This window comes from Ventrimonas faecis (assembly GCF_040096075.1).
GTDB lineage: Bacteria > Bacillota > Clostridia > Lachnospirales > Lachnospiraceae > Brotaphodocola > Brotaphodocola faecis.
On record NZ_JBBMFJ010000006.1, the window covers coordinates 89,795 to 115,472 of the forward strand.

Genomic DNA, 25,678 nt, shown 5'->3' on the forward strand with positions numbered 1-25,678 from the left:
AATATGAAAAAAAACTGGAGACGGAACGTGAAATGCATGGTGTTTGCCGCAGGGTTTGCCCTTGCGCTGTCCTGCACAGCCTACGCAGATGAAACGACCTTTGTGTCCGGAACCTCGGTGAATGGCCTTGGTATCAGCAACATGACGGTGGATCAGGCCACACAGCGCATTGCGGATTTTTACGCCAGCGATTACAAACTTACCATAAAGGAAAAGGGCGGAAAGACGGAGGTCATCACCGGACCGGAAATTGGCTACTCCGTGGGACTGCCGGAGGGATACCTGCAGCAGATTCTGGATCAGCAGAATGCGTCCGGACGGCTCTCTGGCCCGGATGCGGACAATAAGCACCGTTCTGATATGGCGGGCAGCTTTGACAGTGCGGCGCTGGATGCAAAGATTGGCAGTTTAAATGCCATCAGCGGCAGCAGCATTGTCACAACGGCAGATGCCTATGTGTCCGGTTATCAGGAAGGCCAGCCCTTTACCATTGTCCCGGAGGTGCGCGGCAATAACGTAGACCGGGAAAAGACCGCGCAGCTCATACGGGAGGCAGCATCCAAAGGCGAAGCAGAGGTGGATCTGGAGGCAGCAGGCTGCTATTATACACCGTCTGTGACCCAGGACGATGAAAATTTAAAAACGCTCTGCGACACCATGAACCGGTGCCGGGAGATGACGGTTACTTATACGTTTGGAGAGCAGAGCGAGGTGCTGGATTCCGCAACCATCTGTTCCTGGATCACAGGAAGCGCGAATGGTCAGATTCAGCTGAATATGGATCAGGTAAATGCCTATGTACAGACTCTGGCTGCGAAATATAATACGGCGGGAACTGCCCGCATCTTCCACACCGTCACCGGCCGGGATGTCAGTGTGACAGGACCCTTTGGCTGGAAGATTGACCAGGACGGAGAAGCCCAGGCTCTTGCGGATGTGATCCGCAGCGCCCAGTCCCAGAGCCGGGAGCCGGTCTATGCATCCAGAGCGGTGGACCGCAGCGCGGCAGAATGGGGAAGCACCTATGTGGAAGCAGACCTTTCCGGCCAGCATGTATACATGACAAAAGATGGCGCGGTTGTCTGGGACGCACCGTGTGTAACCGGCAATGTCTCCAAGAATTACACGACACCGCCGGGACTTTACAGTCTCACCTACAAGCAGCGTGACCGTGTCCTGCGCGGGCAGAAGAAGGCGGACGGTAAGTATGAGTACGAGACACCGGTTTCCTACTGGATGCCGTTTAACGGCGGAATCGGACTTCATGACGCGAACTGGCGCAGCAAATTCGGCGGAACCATTTACCAGAATGGTGGCAGCCATGGCTGTGTGAACCTGCCGCCGGAGAAGGCAGCAGCACTTTATGACCTGGTATATACAGGAATCCCGGTCATTTGTTATAATTAACAAGATATGATATAGAAGGAATGAAAGATATTTATGGAAACAGAAAATCAGCGGGCTGGCCATGGGCGCAGCCGTGGCAAATGGAACAGGCAGAAACGGAAGGAGAATGTGGAAAAGAATCATCAGAGCAGGCTGAATGAGAATACGCAGAATCAGGGCGCACCGGATCACGCAGCACCGGATTCGGAAAACCAGGGACAGGAACGAAAAAGAACCGGCAGAAAAATTGCCGTAGCAGTCGGGGGAGCAGTCCTGACTGCGGCAGTTGCTGCCGGCGCTGTCTATGTGGGAATGGGACAGAAATACAAACGGGTCTATTTCCCCAATACCACGGTGAACGGATTGAATGTATCCGGCCTGACACCGGAGGAAACCAAACAGCGGATTACCGAAGAGACCAATGGCTATACCCTGACGATTCAGGAGCGTGGAGGAGAGACAGAAACAATTCAGGGCGTGGATATCGGCCTGCATCCGGAATTTGACGGGACGCTGGAGCAGATCCTGGACAATCAGAATACGCTGGCCTGGGGCTTTCATATTAGCCGGTATGTGGACTATACCATCGATACCATGGCAGCTTTTGATGACGCAAAGCTTTCCGACGCGGTGTCAGGGCTTAACTGTTTAACGCCGGAGCGGGCTGCGGCACCGCAGGACGCGTACATATCGGATTATATTTCCGGGAAAGGGTATGAGATTGTCCCGGAGGAACAGGGAGCAAGTCCGGACCCACAGCTTCTTTCCGGCGCGGTGCATGACGCAATCTTAAATTTCCAGGAATCCCTCTCTCTGGAGGATGCGGATGTTTACGAGAAACCGCAGATTACGGCGGACAATGAAGCACTGAATGCAGAGCTTGAGGCGTGGAACAAATACGTGCATACCACGATTACCTACCGTTTTGGCAGCAAAAGCGAGGTGCTGGATGGTGAGAAGATCCATACCTGGCTGGTGAGCAACGGGCAGGGCGGTGTATCCTTAGATGATGCAAAGATTGGCGAGTATGTTTCCTGGCTGGCACAGACCTACAATACGGCTTACAAGCCAAAGACCCTGAAAACCTCTTACGGACAGACGGTTACCATCAGTAAAAGTGTGTATGGCTGGAAAATTAATCAGAGTGAGGAAACTGCGGCCTTAAAACAGATCCTCCTTTCCTGCGAGAGTCAGGAGCGGGAGCCGGTCTACAGCCAGACGGCAGCTTCGCATGATGGGAATGACTACGGAAATACCTACGCGGAGATCAACCTGACAGCTCAGCACATGTTCTTTTATAAGGAAGGAAAGCTTGTGGTACAGTCGGATTTTGTGTCCGGCAATGAGTCCAGGGGCTGGAGTACTCCGGCCGGTGTATATCCGCTGACCTACAAGCAGCGCAATGCTACTTTAAAAGGCGAGAACTACGCGACACCGGTATCCTACTGGATGCCGTTTAACGGCGGCATTGGTATGCATGATGCTTACTGGCGGTCCAGCTTTGGCGGCAAAATCTATAAGACAAATGGTTCCCACGGCTGTATCAATCTGCCTCCGGCAGTGGCCAGGACCGTTTACGAGAATATTTCCGCAGGCATGCCGGTGATCTGCTATCATCTGGATGGCTCGGGAAGCGGCACGACCAGCACTACGGCCCAGAATGGCGGTGCGGCATCGGAGACGACACCGCAGCAGACCCAGCCGGCAGCGGAGACAAAGCCGCAGCAGAGTCAGGCCGCTTCAAATAATCCGTCCGGGGCGCATGAGACAACGGCAGCCCAGAACGGAGGAAGTTCCCAGTCATCCGCTGCGGCGCAGCCGACGACTGCAGCTCCTCAGCCAACCACCGCGGCACAGCCGGCATCCCAGCCGACCACCGCAGCGTCTCAGCCGACCAGCGCGGCTTCCTCTGGTTCCGGTCAGGCGCAGGCTTATCCGGGACAGAACAGTTCCGGCCAGAGCTCTTCATCCGGCAGTTCTTCATCCGGTGGTCCGGGAAGCGGAGGTACATCCGGCGGCATTCAGAACGCACCCGGTGGTCCGGGAAGCAGTTCCGGTGGTCTGTCCGGTTCCGGTGTGAGCAGCACGCCGGGCGTATCCCAGACACCTGGCCCCGGAGCCTGAGACGGGAATGGGATAGTTACTTAACAAAATAAAGCAATTGACAAAGCTGCATACGGGTTGTATGATTAAAAAAGCTTATAAAACAAGATATGCGTGAAAAAGAAAGCAAAGGAGCCTTCAACCAAGGGGCTTCTTTACTTTTTTGTGACTGTTCAGGAACCTTTTTTATGCAAACACGAGGAGGAAGCATTATGAAAAAGAACGCAAAGAAACTGATGGCAGCCGCTATGGCAGCCCTGATGGCAGCATCCATGACCGCATGCGGCGGCAGCAAGACTGAGACCACCGCAGCAGCAGATACTACCGCTGCTGAGAGTGCTGCAGACGCAGCAGAGACCACCGCAGCAGGCGAGACCGAGGCTGCAAAAGATGGTGAGAAGAAAGTATTAAAGGTAGCTATGGAGTGCGCATACGCACCGTACAACTGGACCCAGCCGGATGATTCCAACGGCGCGGTTCCGATCGCAGACAGCAACGAGTACGCTTACGGCTACGATGTTATGATGGCAAAGAAGATCTGTGACGAGTTAGGCTATGACCTGCAGATCGTTCGCCTTGACTGGGATTCCCTGATCCCGGCGATCCAGTCCGGTCAGGTTGACTGCGTAATCGCAGGCCAGTCCATTACCGAGGAGCGTCTTCAGGCAGTCGATTTCTCTGAGCCGTACTACTACGCAACCATCGTTACCCTGGTAAAACAGGACGGTAAGTACGCAGACGCAAAGAGCGTTGCAGACCTGGCTGGCGCAACCTGTACTTCCCAGCAGAGCACCATCTGGTATCAGAACTGCCTGCCGCAGATCCCGGACGCAAACATCCTGGCTGCAACCGCAAGCGCACCGGATATGCTCATGTCCTTAAACGCAGACAAGTGTGACCTGGTTGTAACTGACCAGCCGACCGGTAAGGGCGCACTGGTTGCTTACCCGAACTTCAAGATGCTTGAGTTTGGTGGCGGCGATGACGACTTCCAGGTAAGCGATGAGGATATCAACATCGGTATCTCCATGAAGAAGGGCAACACCGAGTTAAAAGAAGCCATCGACAGCGTCCTCACCAAGATGACCAAAGATGATTTCTCTGCTATGATGGACGAGGCAATTTCCGTTCAGCCGCTGGCTAACTAATTCAGATTCCATGTGGGCGCACCGTCAGGCGCGCCCTTGATTTACAGTTTTAATTTTCAGAGGAGAAAGTATTATGCCAACAGACTTTTTCGGCCGTGTGATGGTCGTATTCCAGAGATACGGAATGTCTATGCTGCAGGGTGCCGGAGTCAGCATCCGCATTGCGCTGGTGGGCACCATTGTGGGATGTATCATCGGTTTCGCAGTAGGTATCGTGCAGACCATTCCGGTTGAAGCAAAAGACAATCCGATCAAAAAGGCAGTTTTATGGGTGATCAAGCTCATCATGAATGCCTACGTGGAATTTTTCCGCGGTACCCCGATGATGGCGCAGGCCATGTTTATCTACTACGGTATGCTTCCGCTTTTAGGCTTGAATTTAAGCATGTGGCAGGCCGCATATTTCATCCTGTCCATCAATACCGGTGCCTACATGGCTGAGACAGTCCGTGGCGGTATCCTTTCTATTGACCCGGGCCAGACCGAGGGCGCAAAGGCCATCGGCATGACCCATGTACAGACCATGCTTTACGTCATTTTGCCGCAGGCACTGAGAAACATCATGCCGCAGATCGGCAACAACCTGATCATCAACATCAAGGACAGCTGTGTGCTTTCCGTCATTGGTGTGGCAGAGCTGCTTTACAAGACCAAATCCGCAGCAGGCGCCCTGTACATGAACTTTGAGACCTACACCATCACCATGATCGTGTACTTCATCATGACCTTTACCTGCTCCCGCATCCTGCGGTGGCTGGAGAACCGCATGGACGGTTCCGACAACTACGACCTGGCAACCACGGACACCCTGGCCCACACCAGCGGCATGTACCGTTATGAAGAGAAAAAGAAGGAGGAAGACTAACAATGGCAGAGAATCATGTACTGGAAATTCGTCATTTAAGCAAATCCTTCGGCAAGCATGTTGTCCTGCGTGACATTGACTTTACAGTAGACACCGGAGATGTAACCTGTATTATCGGCGCGTCCGGTTCCGGTAAATCTACGCTGCTGCGCTGCATCAACATGCTGGAGACTCCGACCACCGGAGAAATCCTCTATCATGAGAAAGACATCACCGATAAGGGCGTGAATGTCCCGGCTTACCGCTCCAAGGTAGGCATGGTGTTCCAGAGTTTTAACCTGTTCAATAACCTGACTGTTCTGGAAAACTGCATGATCGGTCAGACCAAGGTATTAAAGCGCTCCAAAGAGGAAGCGAAGAAAAATGCCATGAAATACCTGGAGAAGGTAGGCATGTCGCCGTACATCAACGCAAAGCCGAAGCAGATCTCCGGCGGACAGAAGCAGCGTGTGGCCATCGCCCGCGCCCTGGCCATGGAGCCGGAAGTGCTGCTGTTCGATGAGCCGACCTCCGCGCTGGATCCCCAGATGGTAGGCGAGGTACTGGCCGTTATGCGTACCCTTGCAAAAGAAGGCATCACCATGATCATTGTAACCCATGAGATGGCCTTCGCCCGCGATGTCTCCAACCATGTGGTATTCATGGCAGACGGAGTCATTGAGGAGGAAGGAAAGCCGGCAGATATCTTCGGCAATCCGCAGAAAGCAAAGACCCAGGAGTTCTTAAGCAGATTTATTCAGGGCTAAAAAATAAAATAAGGTCCGGAAGTAAAAGAGACCGCTCTCCTTTATTTTCACATATCGTTGTTTGCTTGCTCTTACAACACGCGTTCGCCTGCATCGGATGAAAATCCGCTGCATTCGGACACGTGTGATCGAGAGGCAAACAACCAGATATGTGGAAAATACCGGAGACCGGTCTCTTTCACTTCCTACTGTATTGGCTCTGCCAGGAAAAAATTTTTTCAAAATATTTTTTCTTTTGCTGCAACATTTCTCCGGGCTCATCTGTATATAAGGTAGAACGGCATAAAACAGCCGTGAAAAATTCAGAATGCAGAGGAGAATAAGATTATGATGAGAAAGATGAACAAGCGTGTGTATGGAGTGATGATGGCGGCAATGATGGCAGCGGCAGTTTCTGTGACAGCCTGCGGCGGTCAGAAAAGCACTGGCGAGACCATGACGGTACAGACCCAGCCCCATGATGATTCGAAGGTGTCGGAGATGCCGGTTCCGTCATCCGGGGCAGATCAGGCGGGTGTACAGGAAACCGGCCAGGTGTCTGAGGGCTGCGTGGGCATGCCGAATCCGTTTACGGACAATGATACATTGGAAGAAGCCGAGAAAAATGCCGGCTTTTCCATTCAGGTGCCGGACAAAATTGACGGAGTTTCTGCGACGGCGTTCCGGAATTTAGGCCAGGAAATGCTGGAAGTCATCTATTATAATGGCGAGCAGGAAGTGGCAAGAATCCGCAAGAGCCTGGATAATAAGGACAACAGCGGCAATTATGTGGGATATGCTGAGATTCAAAACAAGAAAATCGGTGACCGGGATGTAACCCTGAAAGGAAATGATGGCAAGGTTGTTCTGGCAATCTGGAATGACGGAGCATACGGCTATTCCATCTCTGTGGATGAGCAGGGTGTGAGCCTGGAGGAGATGACAGCGCTGGTTGAGGTCGTGAAATAATGGGTAAGTGACAGGATTGCGGGAGAAACAAAAGAGTATGGAAATGATATTATCTTGGGCGAATCTGCATCGGACTGGAATGCGATGCCATCCGGAGGCGTGGTGGAAGCGAATGCTTTCTGCATGCTTCCTGGCATTCGCAAAAGCAGGATTGAGCGGGGAAGCGGAAAACCGAAAAGTGCAAACCCGAAAAGCGCAGACCAGGAATGTGGTATCGGCTGGAGGTCGTGCAGCGGCATCTGGGAATGCGGAGGAGAATATAGCGCAGAATGCAGAGCAGTTTAGCCGGAATGCAGAACGCCTGTTGGACACCTTCGGCAACGCAGTTTTGAGGATGGCCTATTCCTACCTGCACAATATGAGTGACGCAGAAGAAATTTTGCAGGAGACTTTGATCAAGTACCTGACCGTACAGCCGGAGCTTCAGGGCCCGGAGCATGAGAAAGCCTGGCTTCTCCGGGTGGCGGCAAACTTAAGCAAAAACCGACTGGACTACAACCGCCTGCGGGATACCGATGAGCTGGAAGAAACCCTGGTAAGCCAGGAGCGGGAGGATCTTTCTTTTCTGTGGGAGGCGGTGAAGCAACTGCCGGACGCAAACCGTGAAGTGATCCATCTCTTTTATTATGAGGGATATCCCACCGCCCAGATCGCAACAATCTTAAACCGCCGGGAAAGCACGGTGCGGTCTGATCTGCGCAGAGGGCGGGAGCGGTTAAAGAAAATTCTGAAGGAGGAGTATGATTTTGAGTAAGAAATATAACGAAATCATGGATCAGGTCCGGGTGACGGATGAGATGAAGCAGCGCGTCCTTCAGAATGTGAAAGAGCGGATGGAAGAGAATATAACGGCTGGAGAAAAAGCAGAAAGCGAAGGATCGGAACACAAATCAGGGGAAGCTCAGGAGCAGGAGTATGGGAAAACACCGGAAACAGGAAAAATCATCCACAGCCGCTTTCTGAGCTACAGCCGGACTTCCCGGTATCTCTCCGTTGCGGCCTGCATTATGATGCTGATCGTGGGGGGCCTGACTGTGCCGCGGCTGTTGCATCGGGGGAATGGACTTTTGCCGGATTCAACGAGTGCGGCAGTTGGAATGGAACCCGGTGAGACCATGGTGGGTTTTGCAGAGCCTGGAGCTGAAGAAAATCAGGATGAACTGGGCGGCCAGGCCGGAGCCATGGTTGGAAACGGCATGGTGGAAGTGGATTCCCTTGCGGAACTCTCCCAGGTACTCGGCTTTTCTGTCCCGGAGATAAAAAACATCCCATTTGAAGTGACCAGCACCGTGTATACAAACGGCTGGAACGAATTCGCCCAGGTAGAATATCAGGGCGGAAATCAGACAGAATCAGAAGAAGTATTGTTTCGCAAGGCAAAGGGAACCGATGATATTTCCGGTGATTACAATGTCTATACGGATGTAAAAGAAATTGCGGTAAACGAGACAGCCGTGACCCTAAAGGGGGAAAACGGACAGTACAGTCTGGCCATCTGGCAGCAGGATGGATTCACATATTCTCTGAGCTATGAACCTGGTGGAAGGGAAGATGCGTTTGTAATGATGATACAGAGTGCCCAGTAATTCATTTACTTCTGCGCCAACTTCCCAGACACTACATCCACCATCCACACTAGCAGAATCAGTCCAGATTAATTTGTTTTTGACGGAATGCAGATAAAATCCAGATTTTCATGCGTGCACGCTCCGGGACTTACACGGCGGCCGGTCTTCGGGCAGACAATATCGTTTCCAATTTCCAGAAAGATCACGTCTCCCTCCTGAAAGGTACCGTCCGTGCAGCTCTTTGTGATAAGATAAGGTATACCAGGCGTCAGGGAGAGACTCTGAATCGTATCTTTCAAAAGAGCTCCTTTGTCCAGAAGTTCTTCCCAGGATAACAGTTTTTTATTGGAAGAATTCCGTTTGTCTGAATCATATTTGTGCTTCATTGGGAGAACTCCTTCCTCAATTTTATCCTACTTTATCATACTTTATCTTACTTAGCAATATCAAATCCGCCTTCATGCTATAGTACAAAAAAAGTTTGCGGACACCGTAAACCGTACAAAAGAGAGGGAGGATCACGACATGAGACCGCTAAAAGGAAAAGTCAGTATCACGCTGGACAGCGACATCATACAGACGATCAGAGATTACGCAGAAGAAGATGACCGCTCATTCAGCCAGTACATCAATATGGTATTGAAGGAATATATAAGCAGGCGAGGCAGGACTGATGAAACATAGTCTTGTCGGCGCCTGTTTTTATTATACAACGAAAATACGATATGACAAGACGGATAAATTGCATTGTCCATTTACGGGCGATGTGATACTCCTGCACACGGACAGGAATTTTCTGAACGGAAAATGCCGCATGACACCGTGATGGCAGCAGAACTGCAAAGAAAAAGGCCCATGGAAGCCGCCAGCAGGCAGCCTCTATGGGCTCTTTGTATTGTGGTTATAAAAATTTGCTTAGTTGAGTTTATCTCCAAGGATTCTGGTCCAGTAGTCCTTTGTTTCTGCCACAACCACACCGCTTAATGCCAGCAATGCAATCAGGTTCGGCAGTGCCATTAGGGCATTGAAGATATCGGCGATGGTCCAGACAGCTTCCACGGTCATAAACGGTCCGATGAAGATGGCCAGAATGTAAAGAAAACGATATGCCATAACGGCTTTCTGACTTCCGTTTGATAAGTACTCCAGGCAGCGCTCTCCGTAGTAGTTCCATCCGATGATGGTGGTGAAGGCGAAGAAGATCAGGCACATCATCAGCAGGAATGCGGAAAACTGTGCCGGTACCGGAAGTCCCATCTGGAATGCGCGGGTGGTGACTGCTACACCTTCCAGGCCAACGGTGTGGGAACCGGTCAGCACGATGCAAAGGCCGGTCATGGTACATACGATGATGGTATCGATAAAGGTACCGGTCATGGTAACCAGACCCTGACGGGCCGGTTCTTTGGTCTGTGCGGCAGCGGCGGCAATCGGCGCGCTTCCAAGACCTGCCTCATTGGAGAAGATGCCGCGGGCGATACCCTTCTGCATGGCAATTAAGACAGCACCGAGAGCGCCGCCGGCGGCAGCTCGCAGGCCAAATGCACTCTGAATGATCTCAGCAAACGCAGCCGGAATATGGGATGCGTTTAACACCAGGATGACAATGCAGGCGATGATGTAGAATACAGCCATAAACGGAACGATGACAGAAGAAACGCTGGCGATACGCTGAATGCCGCCCAGTACAACCAGAGCCACGCAGATGGTCAGGATGATGCCGGTTACGACAACGGCAATGCTGTAATCGTGACCAAAGAGGTTGATCACATGCTCTTTATTTGCGTCAAAAAAGTTTCCGGCAGCGGCAGTGATGCCGTTTACCTGGGTGAAGGTACCAATACCAAGCAGACCGACTCCGGCGCCGAAGAAGGCGAAAATCTTGCCCAGCCAGCGCCAGTTTTTGCCCATGCCGTTTTCGATGTAATAGAACGGTCCGCCAAGTACATGACCATTTTCATCGATGGTACGGTATTTGATGGCCAGCACACCCTCTGCATACTTGGTTGCCATGCCAAACAGTGCCGCGATCCACATCCAGAACAGCGCTCCGGCGCCACCGGCTACCAGTGCGGTTGCCACGCCGACGATGTTGCCGGTACCGATGGTAGCGGACAGGGCGGTACACAGGGCAGCGAAGCTGCTGACCTCACCGTGGCCTTCTTCTTCATTCTGGAACATGTACTTGCAGGCCATGCCCAGCTTATGGAACTGGATTCCGCGCAGGCGGATGGTCAGAAAGATTCCGGTTGCCAGAATCAGGACGATCAGTGGGACACCCCACACGAAACCGTCCAGCCAGTTCAGAAACGCATTTACTTTACCTAACATAATACTCACTCTTTCTCCCATGGGGGTTTTGTTTGATAGAAGCTCTGGGGGAATGAAAATCAGTGAAAGCTGATTTTTTGTAAACAAAAAAGGAAGTATTCCAGCTGCACCATTGCAGATGAAAAACTCCCTCTAAAGAGTGTGGAAAGACGGATGCATTACTGCATCATGTGCTCTGTCCTTTTGCCTGAGAGATTGGCACTTGCGTGCTGTACACCTTCGGCGCTCCATACATGAGACTCTCCAGAGTTTGCTTCTTGAGAGAAAGCATAGTCGATTTGATTTAGAAAAGCAAGTAGATTTTAAAAAAATGGAGAAGATTCTTCGGAAAAATACAATTTTCTTAAGTGATGCTTGCAGATCTTTGGAAAATGTGTATAATAAAACGTGATAAATAGTTCTAAAAAGAACTGTTTTATTCTGAATTAAATACAGATCAAGGAAAAGGGAATATCGGAAAGGAGAATCTATGTTTCAGGCGACAGAATTTCTGCGTCTCATGCGGTTCATCACCAAATCCCATGAGGCCTGTATTCAGACCATCTGCAGAGAATACCAGCTGACTATGATGGAGGCCACCATCATTACATTTTTGAGAAACAATCCCGGTGTGGATACAGCGGCAGATATTGTGGAACTCCGCATGCTGTCGAAAGGTCAGGTTTCCCAGGCTGTGGAATCACTGGTTCAGAAAGGGCTGATTGAAAGGCAGCCGGATTCGTCTGACCGGCGCCGGATCCACCTTATATTATGTGAAAAAAGCATTCCGGTAACGGATTCCATCGATGTAATCCAACGGCAGTATCTTACTGGCGTATTTGATGGATTTTCAGAGCAGGAGATGGAATGTTTTACTGGTTTTCATGAGCGGATTGCGGCAAATGTCAGGCATTTATCTATGAAAGATGAGAGAAAGAAGGAACAGTTATGAACGATGAAAAAGACTTTTTAGGGAAGGAACCCATCGGAAAGCTGCTGCGCTCCCTGGCAATTCCGACCATTACCGCGCAGCTCATCAATATGCTTTACAACATTGTAGACCGGATTTATATCGGCCATATTCCGGAGTCCGGAGCCCTGGCTCTGACCGGTGTGGGTGTCTGCATGCCGCTGATTATGATCGTATCGGCGTTTGCGGCTCTGGTGGGAAGCGGCGGAGCGCCGCGGGCTTCCATCCACATGGGAAAACAGGATTATGACCAGGCAGAGAAAATTCTTGGTAACTGTTTCATGCTGCAGGTCGTGATCTCGGCCATCCTCACAGCGGTATTGTTCCTGTTTAACCGGAAGTTTCTTCTGGCATTTGGCGCCAGTGAAAACACGATTGAATATGCAGTCAGCTACATGAATATCTACTCGTTGGGAACCATCTTTGTGGAGCTGACACTGGGCATGAACATGTTCATCACGGCTCAGGGATTTGCGAAAACCGGTATGCTTTCCGTGCTGATCGGAGCAGTCTGCAACATCGTTCTGGATCCGGTTTTCATCTTTGGCATGCACATGGGGGTTCGCGGGGCAGCGCTTGCAACAGTTCTTTCCCAGGCATGTTCCACCATCTGGGTGCTGGCCTTTCTGACCGGCAAAAAGACCCGCCTGAAAATCCGTCTGCGCAATATGGGACTGACTCCGTCTGTTATTCTGCCGTGCGTGGCACTGGGGGCGGCCACCTTTGTCATGCAGTCCAGCGAGAGCATTATTTCCATCTGCTTTAACTCTTCCCTGTTAAAATACGGTGGAGATATTGCGGTAGGAGCCATGACGATCTTAACCAGCGCCATGCAGTTTGCCATGCTGCCGCTGCAGGGACTTGGACAGGGCGCGCAGCCAATCATCAGTTATAACTACGGTGCACGGAATGCAGAGCGTGTAAAAGGCGCGTTCCAGCTTCTTTTAAAAGTCAGCCTGATCTATTCCACCCTAATCTGGCTGTTTGTACAGGTGATTCCGCAGGCTTTTGCGGGAATGTTTACCTCGGACGCAGAGCTCCTGGCCTTCACTTCCAGGGCGCTCCGCATTTATATGGCCTGTGTCTTTATGTTTGGCATTCAGATCGCCTGCCAGATGGCATTTACCTCCATCGGCTTTGCGAAAGAGTCCATTATTGTGGCGGTGACCCGGAAATTTATCCTGCTGCTCCCGCTCATTTATATCCTGCCGCATGTGCTGACTGGCAACCAGACCTTTGCGGTTTATACGGCAGAGCCGGTGGCAGATTTTCTGGCGGTGACCTTTACGGCACTGCTGTTTCGGAGACAGTTTAAGAAGGCACTCAGCAGCCTGGCTTTGTAACCTGGTGGCATATTTCGCCAAAATTGCGGTGGAATATGCCACTTTTGTAGTTGAGAAAAAAGAGAAATGTTATATTGGATTTCATAGAAAAAGGGCACAGAGCCAGAGAAAAAGAAAGGCAGTTTTGCTATGGATCTAGGCGAATTCTATGAGAAACATAAGCAGTATTATTACCGGAAATTAAGCAGAAACATAAGTGGAATGGGACTTGCGTTTCATGCGGAAGACATCATTCACGATGTTGTGGTGAATATGATAGCAGACGAGAAACAGCGGACAAAGTTTGAAGGCCTCACGGAGCAGGAGGCAAAGGCGTATTTTGCGTCCTGCCTGCGGCATCGCCTGATCGACGTAGTCCGGCGGGAAAAGCGCCGCAGGGCATATCTGGAAATGCAGAAACGATATGAGAAAAGGCTGGAAACAGAGAGCAGCAGCGCAGAAACAATTGTAGTGGAACAGTTGGACTTTGAGAATAACCTGACGGGTACGTTCGCTCTTCTGAGTACCGAAGAACAGGAACTTTTGCGTCAGGTTTTTGTACAGAAACTGCCCTACCGGGAGATTGCAAAGCGGAGCCGTCTTAGGGAAAGCGCCATTGCCATGAGGGTGATGAGACTTCGGAGAAAAATCCTGAAAATTTGTCTGGAACGTGGAATTTTATGCGAAAAACCGGAGGGAAATCTATCCTGGACATGAGAATTCTGAGCGTAAAAAGAACCTGCTAATGGCTGTTCTCTGAAAAAAATTCAGCAGAAAAAATAAAATTTGGGTCTTGCCAACCGAAAAAACATGTGTTATTATGATGACAATTTTCAGAGAGATATCTCTGAATCTTAACCATAGAAAGGCAGTGAAGGAGACTCTTGCCAGCAGGACTTCGACAGGAAGAGGGCGTCACCGACTGAGAGCGCCGTCAGGTTGGACTCTGGCTCACAGGGAACACTCCGGAGCCGGTATTTCGAAACACACAGGCTTAAGAATCGGCTGAGTGCGTAGGGGTATCCGTCAGGCACACGTTACGTGTCTTAAAAGAGTGGAGCCGCTTTTGCTCAAAGGGGAGCAGGAGGCAGGTCTCAATGCGGGTGGTACCGCGGAACATAACAAGAGTAGAGTGTCCCGTCCCGGAATATGTAACCGTATTCCGTGGACGGGATTTTTGTTTTTATTCCCGAAAGACCCCGGAATATGAAAAACTTCACATTCAGGTAAGGAGAGAGCAGCATGGAATTTTTAACAGGTGTCAAGGAGAAGGAAACAGTCAGTGTCAGCGAGATTTTAAGCGGGGATTATGTGGGAAAGACCGTCAAAATGAACGGCGTAGTCCATAACATCCGTGATATGGGCGAGTTTGCGTTTGTGATCCTCAGAAAAGCAGAGGGCCTGGTGCAGTGTGTATATGAAGATGGCAAAACCGACTTCGATTTAAAGGAGTTGAAGGAAGAATCCGCAGTGGAAGTCACCGGTGTGGTAGCGCTGGAAGAGCGTGCGCCGCAGGGCTTTGAACTCCGTCTTACCGGCATCCAGGTGCTGTCTCAGCCGGCGGAGACCATGCCGATCGCCATCAACAAATGGAAGATGAACACCTCCCTGGAGACAAGACTGAGCCTGCGCCCGGTATCCTTAAGAAACGTCCGGGAACGTGCGAAATTCAAAATTCAGGAGGGAATCGTAAGAGGATTCCGTGAGTTTTTATCCTCCCAGGGATTCACCGAGGTTCATACGCCGAAGATTGTATCCCGCGGCGCAGAGGGCGGCGCGAACGTCTTCAAATTAAACTATTTCAACAAAAAAGCAGAGCTGGGACAGAGCCCGCAGTTCTACAAACAGATGATGGTAGGCGTATTTGACCGGGTATTCGAGGTGGCTCCGGTGTTCCGTGCCGAGAAGCACAACACCACTCGTCACTTAAATGAATACATTGGCCTGGACTTCGAGATGGGCTACATCGACAGCTTTGAGGATGTCATGGCCATGGAGACCGGCTTCTTAAAATATACCATGGAGCTGTTAAAGAAGGATTACAAAAAGGAACTGTCCATGCTGGGCATCGACCTTCCGTCTATCAGCCAGATCCCGCAGGTACGCTTCGATGAAGCCAAGCAGCTGGTATCCGAAAAGTACAACCGCAAGATTCGCAACCCATTCGATCTGGAGCCGGAGGAGGAAGTACTGATTGGCCGTTATTTCAAGGAAGAGTACGACAGCGACTTCGTATTTGTCACTCATTATCCGTCCAAGAAGAGACCGTTTTACGCCATGGATGATCCGGCAGATGCCCGCTTTACCTTAAGCTTTGACCTGCTTTACAAGGGTCTGGAGATCACCACCGGAGGCCAGCGTATCCACGATTATCAGATGATCCTGGAGAAGATGGCAAAGCGTGGAATGGATCCGGAGGACATCAAGGATTACCTGATGATCTTCAAATATGGCATGCCGCCGCACGGTGGCCTGGGCATTGGCCTGGAGCGTCTGACCATGCGCCTCTTAGATGAGCAGAACGTCCGCGAGACTTCCCTGTTCCCGCGTGATGTGACCAGACTGGAACCGTAAGGAAAATGAAAATATGCCTGTTTGAAGGCGGCAGGGCCGGTTGACACGTGCAGCACAGCAGCATGGCCCGCCGCCGGGGCAGTGAAAAAGAACACGGAAAGGAAAGAAATCATGGCAAATATCATCAGTGATGAGACCATCGAATATGTAGGAATTCTGGCAAAGCTGGAACTCTCAGACGAGGAAAAAGAGGCGGCCAAGAAGGATATGGGCCGGATGCTTGATTACATTGACAAGTTAAATGAACTGGATACCAGCGGGGTAGAGCCCATGTCCCATGTATTCCCGATGACCAACGTATTCCGGGAAGATATGGTGACCAATGGAGATGAGCGGGACAAGATCCTACTGAACGCGCCAGAGCAGAAGGATGGAGCCTTTAAGGTTCCGAAGACTGTGGAATAAGCGGATAGAAAACGAAAAACTGTGGAGAATCCGGATGGATTTAGAAAAAGCTGTGGAAAACAGCAGACATGAATGGAGGAAACAACGTGAGTATCCTGGATTTAACAGCGGTAGCGCTTGGAAAAAAGATCAAAGCAGGCGAGATCACGGCGGTGGAAGCCACCAGGGCAGCGCTGGCCCAGATCAAAGCTCTGGAGCCGATTTTAAACTGCTACGTGACCGTAGATGAAGAGGGCGCACTGAAGCGTGCCGAAGAAGTACAGAAACAGATTGAAGATGGAATCCTGACAGGCCCTCTGGCTGGTGTTCCGGTAGCCATCAAAGATAATATGTGCACCGAGGGACTGTTAACCACCTGCAGTTCCAAGATCCTTTATAACTTTAAGCCAACCTATACGGCAGAGGCTGTCAAGAACCTGGAAGCAGCAGGCGCCATCATCCTGGGCAAGACCAATATGGACGAGTTCGCCATGGGAAGCACCACCGAGACTTCTGCATACGGCGAGACCAAAAACCCTTGGAACACCGAGCATGTGCCGGGCGGTTCCTCCGGCGGTTCCTGCGCGGCAGTAGCAGCCAATGAGTGCTTCTTCGCTCTGGGTTCCGATACCGGCGGTTCCATCCGCCAGCCAAGTTCCTTCTGCGGCGTCACAGGTATTAAGCCGACCTACGGAACCGTTTCCCGTTACGGCCTGATTGCCTACGGTTCTTCCCTGGACCAGATCGGACCGGTGGCGAAGGATGTAACCGACTGTGCCACCATTCTGGAAACCATTGCTTCCTATGATAAAAAGGACAGCACCTCCATCCAGCGTGAGGACTGTGATTTTACCTCTGCCCTGGTGGATGATGTGAAGGGCATGCACATCGGCATTCCGCGCGATTACTTTGGTGAGGGCCTGGATCCGGAAGTAAAGGATGCCATCTTAAAGGCAGCCAAAGTTCTGGAAGAGAAGGGCGCCATTGTGGAGGAGTTTGATTTAAGCCTGGTAGAATATGCAATTCCGGCTTACTACGTTATTGCTTCCGCAGAGGCCAGCTCCAACTTATCCCGTTTCGACGGTGTGAAATACGGATACCGGACGAAAGAATATGAAGGCCTTCACAACATGTACAAAAAGAGCCGTTCCGAGGGCTTCGGCCCGGAGGTAAAGCGCCGCATCATGCTGGGCTCCTTCGTCCTCAGCAGCGGTTATTACGATGCTTACTATTTAAAGGCACTTCGCACCAAAGCGCTCATCAAGAAAGCCTTTGATCAGGCCTTTGAAAAATACGATGTCATTCTTGGACCGGCAGCTCCGACCACTGCGCCGAAGCTTGGCGAGTCCTTAAGCGATCCGCTTCAGATGTATCTGGGCGATATTTATACCATTTCCGTAAACCTGGCAGGACTTCCGGGTATGACCGTTCCCTGTGGGAAAGACTTTAAGGGCCTTCCCATTGGCCTGCAGCTGATCGGAGACTGCTTCAAGGAGAAAAATATCATCCGCGCAGGCTACGCTTACGAGTGCAGCAGAACTTACGAAGAGCCGGAACTGGCAAAACGGGCAGAAAAGGAGGCACAGTAACATGAGCAAACAGTATGAGACCGTCATTGGTCTGGAGGTTCACGTAGAACTGGCCACCAAAACCAAAATTTTCTGCGGATGTTCCACCGAATTTGGTGGAGCACCGAATACCCACACCTGCCCGGTCTGCACCGGTATGCCGGGTTCCCTCCCGGTCCTGAACAAACAGGTGGTAGAATATGCGCTGGCCGTAGGCCTTGCCACCAACTGTGGCATCAACCAGTACTGCAAATTTGACCGGAAGAACTACTTCTACCCGGATAACCCGCAGAACTACCAGATCTCCCAGTTATATCTGCCGATCTGCCATGACGGCTGGGTGGAGATTGACACCGCCGCAGGCAAAAAGAAGATTGGCATCCATGAGATCCATATGGAGGAGGATGCCGGAAAGTTAGTCCATGACGAGTGGGAGGACTGCTCTTTAGTAGACTACAACCGAAGCGGTGTGCCGTTAATCGAGATCGTATCCGAGCCGGATATGCGCAGTGCCGATGAGGTCATTGCCTATCTGGAGAAGCTCCGCCTGATTATCCAGTATCTGGGCGCGTCTGACTGCAAGCTGCAGGAGGGCTCCATGCGTGCTGATGTCAACCTGTCCGTCCGCGAGGTGGGTGCGCCGGAGTTCGGCACCAGAACGGAGATGAAGAACTTAAACTCCTTTAAGGCCATTGCCCGTGCCATTGAGGGCGAGCGTACCCGCCAGATCGAGCTGATTGAGGATGGCAAGAAGGTCATTCAGGAAACCCGCCGCTGGGACGACAACAAGGAATCCTCCCATGCCATGCGTTCCAAGGAAGACGCGCAGGATTACCGCTACTTCCCGGATCCGGACCTGGTTCCGGTATGGATCCCGGACGAGTGGATTGAGCGGGTGAAGGCAGCACAGCCGGAGCTTCGCACCGAGAAGCTGGCACGCTATGAGAGCGAGTACGAACTGCCACAGTACGATGCGGAAATCCTGACCGGTTCCAAGCATCTGGCCGATGTATTTGAGCAGACGGTAGCACTCTGCGGCAAGCCGAAGGAGGTTTCCAACTGGCTCATGACCGAGGCCATGCGTTTGTTAAAAGAGCAGGAACAGGAGCCGGAAGACATGAAGTTTTCCCCGGAGAATCTGGCAAAGCTCATCAGCCTGGTGGAGAAGAACGTCATCAACCGTACGGTGGCGAAGGATGTATTTGAGGCTGTCTTTAAGGAAGATGTGGATCCGGAACGTTACGTTGAGGAACACGGCTTAAAGGTTGTCAATGATACGGACGCGCTGTCAAAGACCATTGAAGATCTGCTGGAGAAGAACCCGCAGTCCGTTGCAGACTTCAAGGCAGGAAAAGAGAAAGCCATGGGCTTCATCGTGGGCCAGACCATGCGGGCCATGAAGGGCAAGGCAGACCCGGCTGTGGTAAACCAGCTGGTAAGAGAACTCATGTCCCGGTAAAAAAGACAGTTTTCACTCAGATGTCTTTGCAGGGAAACCAGAGACAGAAATAGAATATATATTCTATTAAATTTGTGAAAAATGCGATTGTAATACCGATATATATCGTGTAGAATGGAATGCAAACCGAGAATCCCGGGTGTCAGCGCCTGGGTGAAGAAAGGGAGTACACAGCTGATGAGGAGGAAAAAGAAGATGCAGCCATATGCAGAGATGAGCACAGAGGAACTGCAGGAGCTCAGAAAGCAGCTTTCTGCCAAGTACAAAGAGTTTCAGGGAAAGGATTTAAGACTGGACATGTCCAGAGGTAAGCCAAGTGTAGAGCAGCTGGATCTTTCCATGGGAATGATGGATGTATTAAGCAGCAGCGATGACTTAACCTGTGAAGACGGAACCGACTGCCGTAACTATGGTGGACTGACCGGAATCAGGGAAGCCAAAGAGCTGATCGGAGACATGATGGAGGTAGCTCCGGATTACATCATCATTTACGGCAATTCCAGCCTGAATGTTATGTTCGATACCGTATCCCGCTCCATGACTCACGGCGTAATGGGATGTACTCCGTGGTGCAAATTAGATAAAGTGAAGTTCCTTTGCCCGGTACCGGGTTATGACCGTCATTTTGCCATTACCCAGTATTTCGGCATTGAGATGATCAATGTTCCGATGACTCCGGATGGCCCGGACATGGATATGGTGGAAAGACTTGTGGCAGAGGATGACAGCATTAAGGGTATCTGGTGTGTGCCGAAGTATTCCAATCCGACAGGAACCAGCTATTCCGATGAGACCGTCCGCCGTTTTGCAAGACTGAAACCGGCCGCTCCGGATTTCCGTATCTACTGGGATAATGCTTATGGCGTACATCATTTATACGATCACGATCAGGACCACCTGATCGAGATCCTGGCAGAGTGTAAGCGTGCCGGCAACCCGGATATGGTTTACAAATTCGCTTCCACCTCAAAAATCAGTTTCCCGGGTTCCGGTATTGCAGCCATCGCAACCTCCCGCAACAACCTGGAGGATATTGAGAAGCAGTTGAAATTCCAGACCATCAGCCATGATAAGGTAAACCAGCTGCGTCATGTCCGTTACTTTGGTGATATCCATGGCATGGTAGAGCATATGCGCAAGCATGCGGATATCCTGCGTCCGAAGTTTGAGGCAGTCATTGATACCCTGGAGCGTGAGCTTGGCGGTCTTGGTATCGGAACCTGGACCAAGCCAAAGGGAGGCTACTTTATCGCCTTCGATTCCCTGGATGGCTGTGCAAAGGCTATCGTAGCGCGCTGTAAGAAAGCCGGTCTGGTTATGACCGGTGCCGGAGCAACCTATCCATATGGAAAGGATCCTCATGATACCAATATCCGTATTGCACCGTCCTATCCGCCGCTGAGTGATCTGATCCTGGCAATGGATCTGTTCGCACTGTGTACGAAGATCGTAAGCATTGATAAGATCCTGAAAGACCGGGCAGAGGCACAGGAAGCACCGGAGCAGGCATAACGTGTTCTAAAAAACAAAATAGAAAAGAAAAAATCCATGTTGTTTGCGTGTGAACGTAAGCAACATGGATTTTTTCTTTTGGGAATACAGAACTCTGTTGCGCAAACGGATTGTCATTCACAGAAGGATTCGATTATAAACCAATGACAGATGATTATAAGGTGTTTGTAAAAGAAAAATCAAAAAAGAAACGTCAGGTTATTAGTGCTTAACAGAGAGATTTGAAAATGGGCTGCCACAAAATCATCCATACGAGATGATTTTGTGGCAGCCCATTTGATTTCTTAGTGCAAATCTACCGTACTGTTGAGTTCTTGTGCCATTTCCTGCCAATGATCCATTCTGCGCTTTAATTCAGCCTTGCTTTCTTCATCCTCACGGAATGCAATCGCAGTCCATGGCATCTCATCTAATGCCTGTACAACCTCATCAATCTTCTGGAACGGGATAGCAATCATGCGAAGGCCTGCTGGATAAGCTTTACGGCGCCTTAAACCGTGATAGAAGCCAGTGGTAATGTGGTTTACCTTGCCGGTGATGACCGGATAAGCATACATCCATGCACAGCTGATAACGGGGGACGATTTGGACTCCCAAAAGTCGCCGCTGATATAGCTGGTGGCATGCATCAGGATGTCTGCTTTTTCAGTGCCTGCGATGCACAGAATCAGATCTGGATCAAAATTACAGTCTTTTACCGGGGAAAATATCACTTAATTGATGGTGCCTGGCTCAATGACTGGCAGTTCCTGGTAAAGCTTTCTGCATGCAGAGGTGGTGCGGTACATTTCAAAGTCTTTTCCGGCCTGGCCGCTGGCGGTTACCGGAGGCTTCGGGATCATGCCAAGTGCCATTCTGCCGTAGCATGCATCGTTATCTTTGGTAATATAGAATGTTTCTTTAGTTTTCTGAACTTCTCTAACGTATTCGCAAAATGCATAGTGCCCTGGGTGTTGTTTGATGCCGACCGGACGAACTGCTTCATATTTTAATGCAACCGGCTCATACTCCAGCTCTAGTTTTGCGAACAAATCTTTTGCGCGTTGGCTTAACATATTACATGAACTTCTTCCTATGTTAAAGGGTTACGAAATAAATGGATTACTGACAGGTGTAAACGTTGACTGCCTCATCCAGTGCTTTCTTGGAAAGCTCCTGTCCGATACCAGGACGATCTGGAACCTCGTAAGCACCATTAACCGGTTTGATGTCTTCGTACATACCAAGGTCACGCATATCTTTCTTGATTGCACCCTCGTGAACTTCATGGATTAAGAAGTTCGGGATAACAGCCTCAACCTGCAGGCTGGCAGCAGTAGCAATTGGGCCACCGCAGATATGGAGCTGTACGGCTGCATCATAAATGTTGGCCATATCACAGATCTTTTTGGTTTCGGAGATACCGCCGCAGATGGTAAGGTCAGGCTGGATAACCTGAAGGACATGTTTCTCAAGAAACTGACGGAAGCCCCATCTAGTGTAGATACGCTCGCCGCTGGCAAGCGCAATACGCGGAAGTGCTTTGTGAATTTCCAGCATATTGTCAACGTTTAATGGGTTGCATGGTTCCTCGTAGTAGTAGATGCCAAGAGGCTCAAGCCGCTCACCCAACTGAATACCGGTGTTCATATCCGGGTAGGAGTGAGTTTCGATGATAATATCAAGATCCTTACCGCCAACTTTTCTCATGGCTTCAGTACGTTTGTAGCAGGTGTCTAACATCTTCTCACTGAGTTTACCGCGCATCTTCCAGTTCGGGTTCATAGCTTCACGAGCCCATTTACCATCAGAAGTAACACCCATTGGATCCACCTTGATAGCATCGTAGCCATCTGCCAGAGCATCCTCGGTTGCTTTTGCATAATCATCCGGATCAGTTAAAAATAAATGTTCCGGCCCCCAGCCGAACTGCAGCTGGCTAGCGTAAGCGCGGATTTTGGAAGTGGTCTTGCCACCTAACAGCTGATATACAGGCATGTTGTATGCTTTGCCGGTAATATCCCACAGAGCGGTATCAATGGCACTCATACCAGCGTTGATTACGGTACCACCGCCCATGCCCCAGAAGGTGGATCGGAAGATGGTCTCCCAGATCAGCTCCGGTTTTAACGGATCCATTCCTATAATAAGCTGTCCGTAATCTCTCGCGATACCAACTGCTGCGTAGTGAGCTACTCCATAGGAAAGACCTACTTCTCCGTAACCGTAAATCTCGGTATCAGTGTTGATTCGTACGCAAACAACTTTGCCCATAACATTCGGTTTACATTCAATAACGTTAACACTTGTAATTTTCATATGATCGTACACTCCTGTTAATTTTTTTGACAGGGAAGACAGGATAGAAATCATACACAAGTTATTGTACAAGTATACTATCATACAGATAATTTGAAGTCAATCGTTAGATTTAGTCAAAATTACAAAAAGATAATCGTATAAAATGCCGAAATATGGAAGAAATATAAAAACTCTGTGAAAATGATGTTGATTTTTGTATAGAAAGGTGTTAATGTACTTGTATAACAGGAAGACAGGAATACAACTGAAATATAGCGTAAGAAATACCAAGAACAAGAATAAGTAATACCAAAACAAAACTTAAAAATGTAAAAAGGGAGAAACAAACTATGAGAAAAAGCATGAAACGTGTTGTATCATTAGGAATGTGTGTAGCAATGATGGCATCTGTGACTGCATGTGGTGGTTCTGGCAGCAGTAGTGCAAACAAGACAGCTGAGACCAAAGCAGCTGAGGCATCAGGAGAAAAGAAAGATGATGCAGCACCAGCTGCTTCTGATGATACACCGGTAAAACTCCGTATGGCTTCTGTTGTATCCGGTAACGAGTTAAATGAGCGTAAAACTGGTATGGCAGCAGGTCTGATGACCTGGATCGATACCGTACAGGAAGAGTCAGGTGGAAGCATTAGCATCGACTTATTCCCGGACAGTCAGCTGGCATCTGGAACCGACGCCATTGTAAATGGTATTACCAGCGGCGCATTTGAGGTTGCTCACTTCACCACCAGTAACTGGGGTGAGTATTCCAACGCATTTGCTGAGTTAAATGTACCGTATTTATTCAGCAACTACGATGACGTTGCGAAAGTACTGGAGGGCGATATCGGCCAGCAGATGAAAGACCGTCTGGAACAGGATGTAAACGGAGTAAAACCGTTAGCATACATTTATATCGGCTTCCGTAACGTAACTGCTTCCAAGCCGGTTCAGACAGTTGCAGATATGAAGGGATTAAAAATCCGTACCATGAATGATAAACTGCAGATTGCAGCTATGGAGGCTATGGGATGTGCCGTTACTTCCGTGCCGATCAGCGAACTGTACAGCGCACTGCAGACCAAGATGGTAGATGCAGAGGAGAACCCGCTTTCCACCATTTACTCAAACAAGTTCTATGAAGTAAACCCGTACTGCTGCTTAACCAACCATTCCTATACTTCCACTTTCGTATTCATGAACAGAGACGTCTATGATAAGTTATCTGATAACCAGAAGGCAGCTGTTGAGAAAGCAAACGAGGCAGCTATGAAGGCTTCCAAGGATGCAGCAGCTGTTGCAGATGATGAGTATGAGAAGCTCCTGACCGATGCCGGCATGACCATCTATGCTCCTACCGACGAAGAGATGAAGGGCTTCCAGGATGCAGCAAGCTCCTGCTGGGATCAGGCAAAAGAGATCATGGGTGCAGAGCGTTATGATGCACTGATGAAAGTACTTGGCAAGTAAGACGCTTTAAGGGCGGCAGCGGTAAATAAAAGCTGCCGCCTTCCTAAAAGAAAGGAAACCATTATGGATAGGGAAAACAAAGACTGGAAAAAGTTTCTTGTAAACATTGACCAGTATATCAGTGCAATATTGTTCATTGTGATTATGGTATTGCTGTTCTTGCAGGTAGTCAGCCGTTATGTGTTCCATCATTCTTTCACCTGGACGGAGGAATTATCCATTCTTCTGTTTGTATGGATGACCTACACCGGCGTTTCCAGTGCGGTAACCTACCGGAAAAACCTGCGTATTGATGCATTACTGAATGTAGTGCCGTTTAAAGTGAAAAAAGCGCTGCTGATTATCAGCGATGTTATTTTTATTGTGTTTAACCTGTATCTGATTTTCCCGCTGTTGGAACTCATAAAAAGTATCGGAACCTCAAAAACCCCGATTCTTGGTATTCCGAAGGCAATCACCTACTGGTTGATTCCGTTCATTCTGATTGTTTCTTCCATTAAACTGTTAGCAGATATCAAAAAGCTGATCCATGAGGATGAAAAACGTCTGGGCGCTTCCAAACCGACCATTGATTTGGAGGCTATGGAGAAAGAGTATCAGCAGAAGCAGGCAGCAAAGATGGGAAAAGGAGGAAATTAATTTATGGATCTTCTGGTTTTATTGAGAGTATGAGAAAATCTCTGTAAATAAGATTCTTCTATGATAATTAAGAGCGATAAGCTTGTGAATCAGGCTTGTCGTTCTTGTTTTATATATAACAGTTACTTACGAGCATGTCAAGAGCAGGCGGTTTCCCGCCTGTCTTCTTAACCTTTCTTTTGCTTACTCGGGTAAGCGTCCCTCGTACATAATGCTCAGTTCTCCATAAACCTGAGCCCAATCACGGATGGTGGTAGTCCATTTTTTCGTAGCCTCAAAAGTAGCCAGATACAAGGCCTTTAACAGGGCGGTATCGCTTGGAAATACGCTTCTCTGACGGTTCAGCTTCCGGTATGTGGAGTTCAGTGATTCGATCGCATTGGTTGTATAAATGACCTTCCGGACAGTGGTTGAAAATTTAAAAATT

23 protein-coding genes, 1 pseudogene and 1 riboswitch are annotated in these 25,678 nt (G+C 49.8%); of the genes and pseudogenes, 19 read left to right on the forward strand and 5 right to left on the reverse strand.

All coding sequences use genetic code 11. The features are described from left to right. Positions 1-3 precede the first annotated feature (3 nt). From WMO41_RS04755 to WMO41_RS04790, 8 genes are all read left to right on the forward strand, one after another. On the forward strand, positions 4-1,407 hold the full coding sequence (locus WMO41_RS04755; RefSeq protein WP_349228776.1) for a L,D-transpeptidase family protein: 1,404 nt from the start codon (positions 4-6) through the stop codon (positions 1,405-1,407). Between the two features lie 108 nt (positions 1,408-1,515). Continuing rightward, positions 1,516-3,510: a L,D-transpeptidase family protein gene (locus WMO41_RS04760; RefSeq protein WP_349228777.1), complete on the forward strand. Its 1,995-nt coding sequence runs from the start codon at positions 1,516-1,518 to the stop codon at positions 3,508-3,510. A 191-nt stretch (positions 3,511-3,701) separates the two neighbouring features. Beyond that, positions 3,702-4,637: a transporter substrate-binding domain-containing protein gene (locus WMO41_RS04765; protein ID WP_177291925.1), complete on the forward strand. Its 936-nt coding sequence runs from the start codon at positions 3,702-3,704 to the stop codon at positions 4,635-4,637. A gap of 73 nt (positions 4,638-4,710) precedes the next feature. Next, on the forward strand, positions 4,711-5,502 hold the full coding sequence (locus tag WMO41_RS04770) for an amino acid ABC transporter permease (protein WP_118533592.1): 792 nt from the start codon (positions 4,711-4,713) through the stop codon (positions 5,500-5,502). A 2-nt stretch (positions 5,503-5,504) separates the two neighbouring features. Next, on the forward strand, positions 5,505-6,248 hold the full coding sequence (locus WMO41_RS04775) for an amino acid ABC transporter ATP-binding protein (protein ID WP_349228778.1): 744 nt from the start codon (positions 5,505-5,507) through the stop codon (positions 6,246-6,248). Between the two features lie 327 nt (positions 6,249-6,575). After that, on the forward strand, positions 6,576-7,196 hold the full coding sequence (locus WMO41_RS04780; protein ID WP_349228779.1) for a hypothetical protein: 621 nt from the start codon (positions 6,576-6,578) through the stop codon (positions 7,194-7,196). Positions 7,197-7,233: 37 nt separating this feature from the next. After that, positions 7,234-7,950, forward strand: coding sequence for an RNA polymerase sigma factor (locus WMO41_RS04785; RefSeq protein ID WP_349228780.1), 717 nt, complete (start codon positions 7,234-7,236; stop codon positions 7,948-7,950). Beyond that, positions 7,943-8,782 carry a hypothetical protein gene (locus WMO41_RS04790; RefSeq protein WP_349228781.1) on the forward strand — a complete coding sequence of 280 codons (840 nt, stop codon included), beginning with the start codon at positions 7,943-7,945 and terminating at the stop codon, positions 8,780-8,782. The genes WMO41_RS04785 and WMO41_RS04790 overlap by 8 nt, the downstream gene beginning before the upstream one ends. 68 nt (positions 8,783-8,850) lie before the next feature. On the opposite strand, the gene WMO41_RS04795 is transcribed toward WMO41_RS04790, so the two are convergent. Then, positions 8,851-9,150, reverse strand: coding sequence for a hypothetical protein (locus tag WMO41_RS04795; RefSeq protein WP_349228782.1), 300 nt, complete (start codon positions 9,148-9,150; stop codon positions 8,851-8,853). Between the two features lie 139 nt (positions 9,151-9,289). Here WMO41_RS04795 and WMO41_RS04800 point away from each other — a divergent pair, with 139 nt between their 5' ends. Further along, on the forward strand, positions 9,290-9,448 hold the full coding sequence (locus tag WMO41_RS04800) for a toxin-antitoxin system protein (RefSeq protein ID WP_349228783.1): 159 nt from the start codon (positions 9,290-9,292) through the stop codon (positions 9,446-9,448). Between the two features lie 231 nt (positions 9,449-9,679). Here the strand turns inward: WMO41_RS04800 and WMO41_RS04805 are convergent, their stop codons facing one another. Beyond that, on the reverse strand, positions 9,680-11,095 hold the full coding sequence (locus WMO41_RS04805) for an alanine/glycine:cation symporter family protein (protein WP_349228784.1): 1,416 nt from the start codon (positions 11,093-11,095) through the stop codon (positions 9,680-9,682). A 165-nt stretch (positions 11,096-11,260) separates the two neighbouring features. Next, positions 11,261-11,352: riboswitch (glycine riboswitch) on the reverse strand. Positions 11,353-11,564: 212 nt separating this feature from the next. Here WMO41_RS04805 and WMO41_RS04810 point away from each other — a divergent pair. The 8 genes from WMO41_RS04810 (at position 11,565) to WMO41_RS04845 (ending at position 20,863) form a co-directional block, all read left to right on the forward strand. After that, entirely contained in the window at positions 11,565-12,026 is a 462-nt protein-coding gene (locus tag WMO41_RS04810) for a MarR family winged helix-turn-helix transcriptional regulator (protein ID WP_349228785.1), read from the forward strand. Continuing rightward, positions 12,023-13,387 (forward strand): MATE family efflux transporter, encoded by a 1,365-nt coding sequence (locus WMO41_RS04815; RefSeq protein ID WP_349228786.1) that lies wholly within the window; start codon positions 12,023-12,025, stop codon positions 13,385-13,387. Before WMO41_RS04810 ends, WMO41_RS04815 begins: the two co-directional genes overlap by 4 nt. 129 nt (positions 13,388-13,516) lie before the next feature. Beyond that, positions 13,517-14,083, forward strand: a complete 567-nt coding sequence (locus WMO41_RS04820; protein ID WP_349228787.1) for an RNA polymerase sigma factor — start codon at positions 13,517-13,519, stop codon at positions 14,081-14,083. A gap of 525 nt (positions 14,084-14,608) precedes the next feature. Continuing rightward, a complete protein-coding gene (aspS, locus tag WMO41_RS04825; protein WP_349228788.1) occupies positions 14,609-15,940 on the forward strand; it encodes an aspartate--tRNA(Asn) ligase in 1,332 nt (443 codons plus the stop codon). 111 nt (positions 15,941-16,051) lie between these two features. Then, complete coding sequence (gene gatC / locus WMO41_RS04830) at positions 16,052-16,345, forward strand: Asp-tRNA(Asn)/Glu-tRNA(Gln) amidotransferase subunit GatC (RefSeq protein ID WP_349228789.1); 294 nt, start codon at positions 16,052-16,054, stop codon at positions 16,343-16,345. An 86-nt stretch (positions 16,346-16,431) separates the two neighbouring features. Then, positions 16,432-17,913 carry an Asp-tRNA(Asn)/Glu-tRNA(Gln) amidotransferase subunit GatA gene (gene gatA / locus WMO41_RS04835; RefSeq protein ID WP_349228790.1) on the forward strand — a complete coding sequence of 494 codons (1,482 nt, stop codon included), beginning with the start codon at positions 16,432-16,434 and terminating at the stop codon, positions 17,911-17,913. A gap of 1 nt (position 17,914) precedes the next feature. Further along, a complete protein-coding gene (gene gatB / locus WMO41_RS04840; protein WP_349228791.1) occupies positions 17,915-19,351 on the forward strand; it encodes an Asp-tRNA(Asn)/Glu-tRNA(Gln) amidotransferase subunit GatB in 1,437 nt (478 codons plus the stop codon). 195 nt (positions 19,352-19,546) lie between these two features. Next, positions 19,547-20,863, forward strand: coding sequence for an aspartate aminotransferase type Ic (locus WMO41_RS04845; protein WP_349228792.1), 1,317 nt, complete (start codon positions 19,547-19,549; stop codon positions 20,861-20,863). A 284-nt stretch (positions 20,864-21,147) separates the two neighbouring features. On the opposite strand, the pseudogene WMO41_RS04850 reads toward WMO41_RS04845, so the two are convergent. Continuing rightward, positions 21,148-21,918 (reverse strand): annotated as a pseudogene (locus tag WMO41_RS04850) (DUF169 domain-containing protein). A 46-nt stretch (positions 21,919-21,964) separates the two neighbouring features. Next, entirely contained in the window at positions 21,965-23,161 is a 1,197-nt protein-coding gene (locus WMO41_RS04855; protein WP_349228793.1) for a mandelate racemase/muconate lactonizing enzyme family protein, read from the reverse strand. 332 nt (positions 23,162-23,493) lie between these two features. Between WMO41_RS04855 and WMO41_RS04860 the strand changes: the two genes are divergently transcribed. Beyond that, positions 23,494-24,612, forward strand: a complete 1,119-nt coding sequence (locus tag WMO41_RS04860) for a TRAP transporter substrate-binding protein (RefSeq protein ID WP_349228794.1) — start codon at positions 23,494-23,496, stop codon at positions 24,610-24,612. Positions 24,613-24,675: 63 nt separating this feature from the next. Continuing rightward, positions 24,676-25,251, forward strand: coding sequence for a TRAP transporter small permease (locus tag WMO41_RS04865; protein ID WP_349228795.1), 576 nt, complete (start codon positions 24,676-24,678; stop codon positions 25,249-25,251). 183 nt (positions 25,252-25,434) lie between these two features. On the opposite strand, the gene WMO41_RS04870 is transcribed toward WMO41_RS04865, so the two are convergent. Further along, positions 25,435-25,678, reverse strand: a 244-nt coding sequence (locus WMO41_RS04870) for a transposase (RefSeq protein WP_349228796.1), incomplete at its 5' end; no start/stop codon positions are given.

Coding starts and splice junctions, on each gene's coding strand:
- WMO41_RS04815 (WP_349228786.1), top strand. CDS start 12,023: ATGAACGATGAAAAAGACTTTTTAGGGAAGGAACCCATCGGAAAGCTG.
- WMO41_RS04755 (WP_349228776.1), top strand. CDS start 4: ATGAAAAAAAACTGGAGACGGAACGTGAAATGCATGGTGTTTGCCGCA.
- WMO41_RS04865 (WP_349228795.1), top strand. CDS start 24,676: ATGGATAGGGAAAACAAAGACTGGAAAAAGTTTCTTGTAAACATTGAC.
- WMO41_RS04765 (WP_177291925.1), top strand. CDS start 3,702: ATGAAAAAGAACGCAAAGAAACTGATGGCAGCCGCTATGGCAGCCCTG.
- gatC (WP_349228789.1), top strand. CDS start 16,052: ATGGCAAATATCATCAGTGATGAGACCATCGAATATGTAGGAATTCTG.
- WMO41_RS04780 (WP_349228779.1), top strand. CDS start 6,576: ATGATGAGAAAGATGAACAAGCGTGTGTATGGAGTGATGATGGCGGCA.
- WMO41_RS04775 (WP_349228778.1), top strand. CDS start 5,505: ATGGCAGAGAATCATGTACTGGAAATTCGTCATTTAAGCAAATCCTTC.
- WMO41_RS04770 (WP_118533592.1), top strand. CDS start 4,711: ATGCCAACAGACTTTTTCGGCCGTGTGATGGTCGTATTCCAGAGATAC.
- WMO41_RS04855 (WP_349228793.1), bottom strand. CDS start 23,161: ATGAAAATTACAAGTGTTAACGTTATTGAATGTAAACCGAATGTTATG.
- WMO41_RS04810 (WP_349228785.1), top strand. CDS start 11,565: ATGTTTCAGGCGACAGAATTTCTGCGTCTCATGCGGTTCATCACCAAA.
- WMO41_RS04845 (WP_349228792.1), top strand. CDS start 19,547: ATGCAGCCATATGCAGAGATGAGCACAGAGGAACTGCAGGAGCTCAGA.
- WMO41_RS04785 (WP_349228780.1), top strand. CDS start 7,234: ATGGAAATGATATTATCTTGGGCGAATCTGCATCGGACTGGAATGCGA.
- aspS (WP_349228788.1), top strand. CDS start 14,609: ATGGAATTTTTAACAGGTGTCAAGGAGAAGGAAACAGTCAGTGTCAGC.
- WMO41_RS04860 (WP_349228794.1), top strand. CDS start 23,494: ATGAGAAAAAGCATGAAACGTGTTGTATCATTAGGAATGTGTGTAGCA.
- gatB (WP_349228791.1), top strand. CDS start 17,915: ATGAGCAAACAGTATGAGACCGTCATTGGTCTGGAGGTTCACGTAGAA.
- WMO41_RS04805 (WP_349228784.1), bottom strand. CDS start 11,095: ATGTTAGGTAAAGTAAATGCGTTTCTGAACTGGCTGGACGGTTTCGTG.
- WMO41_RS04800 (WP_349228783.1), top strand. CDS start 9,290: ATGAGACCGCTAAAAGGAAAAGTCAGTATCACGCTGGACAGCGACATC.
- WMO41_RS04795 (WP_349228782.1), bottom strand. CDS start 9,150: ATGAAGCACAAATATGATTCAGACAAACGGAATTCTTCCAATAAAAAA.
- WMO41_RS04820 (WP_349228787.1), top strand. CDS start 13,517: ATGGATCTAGGCGAATTCTATGAGAAACATAAGCAGTATTATTACCGG.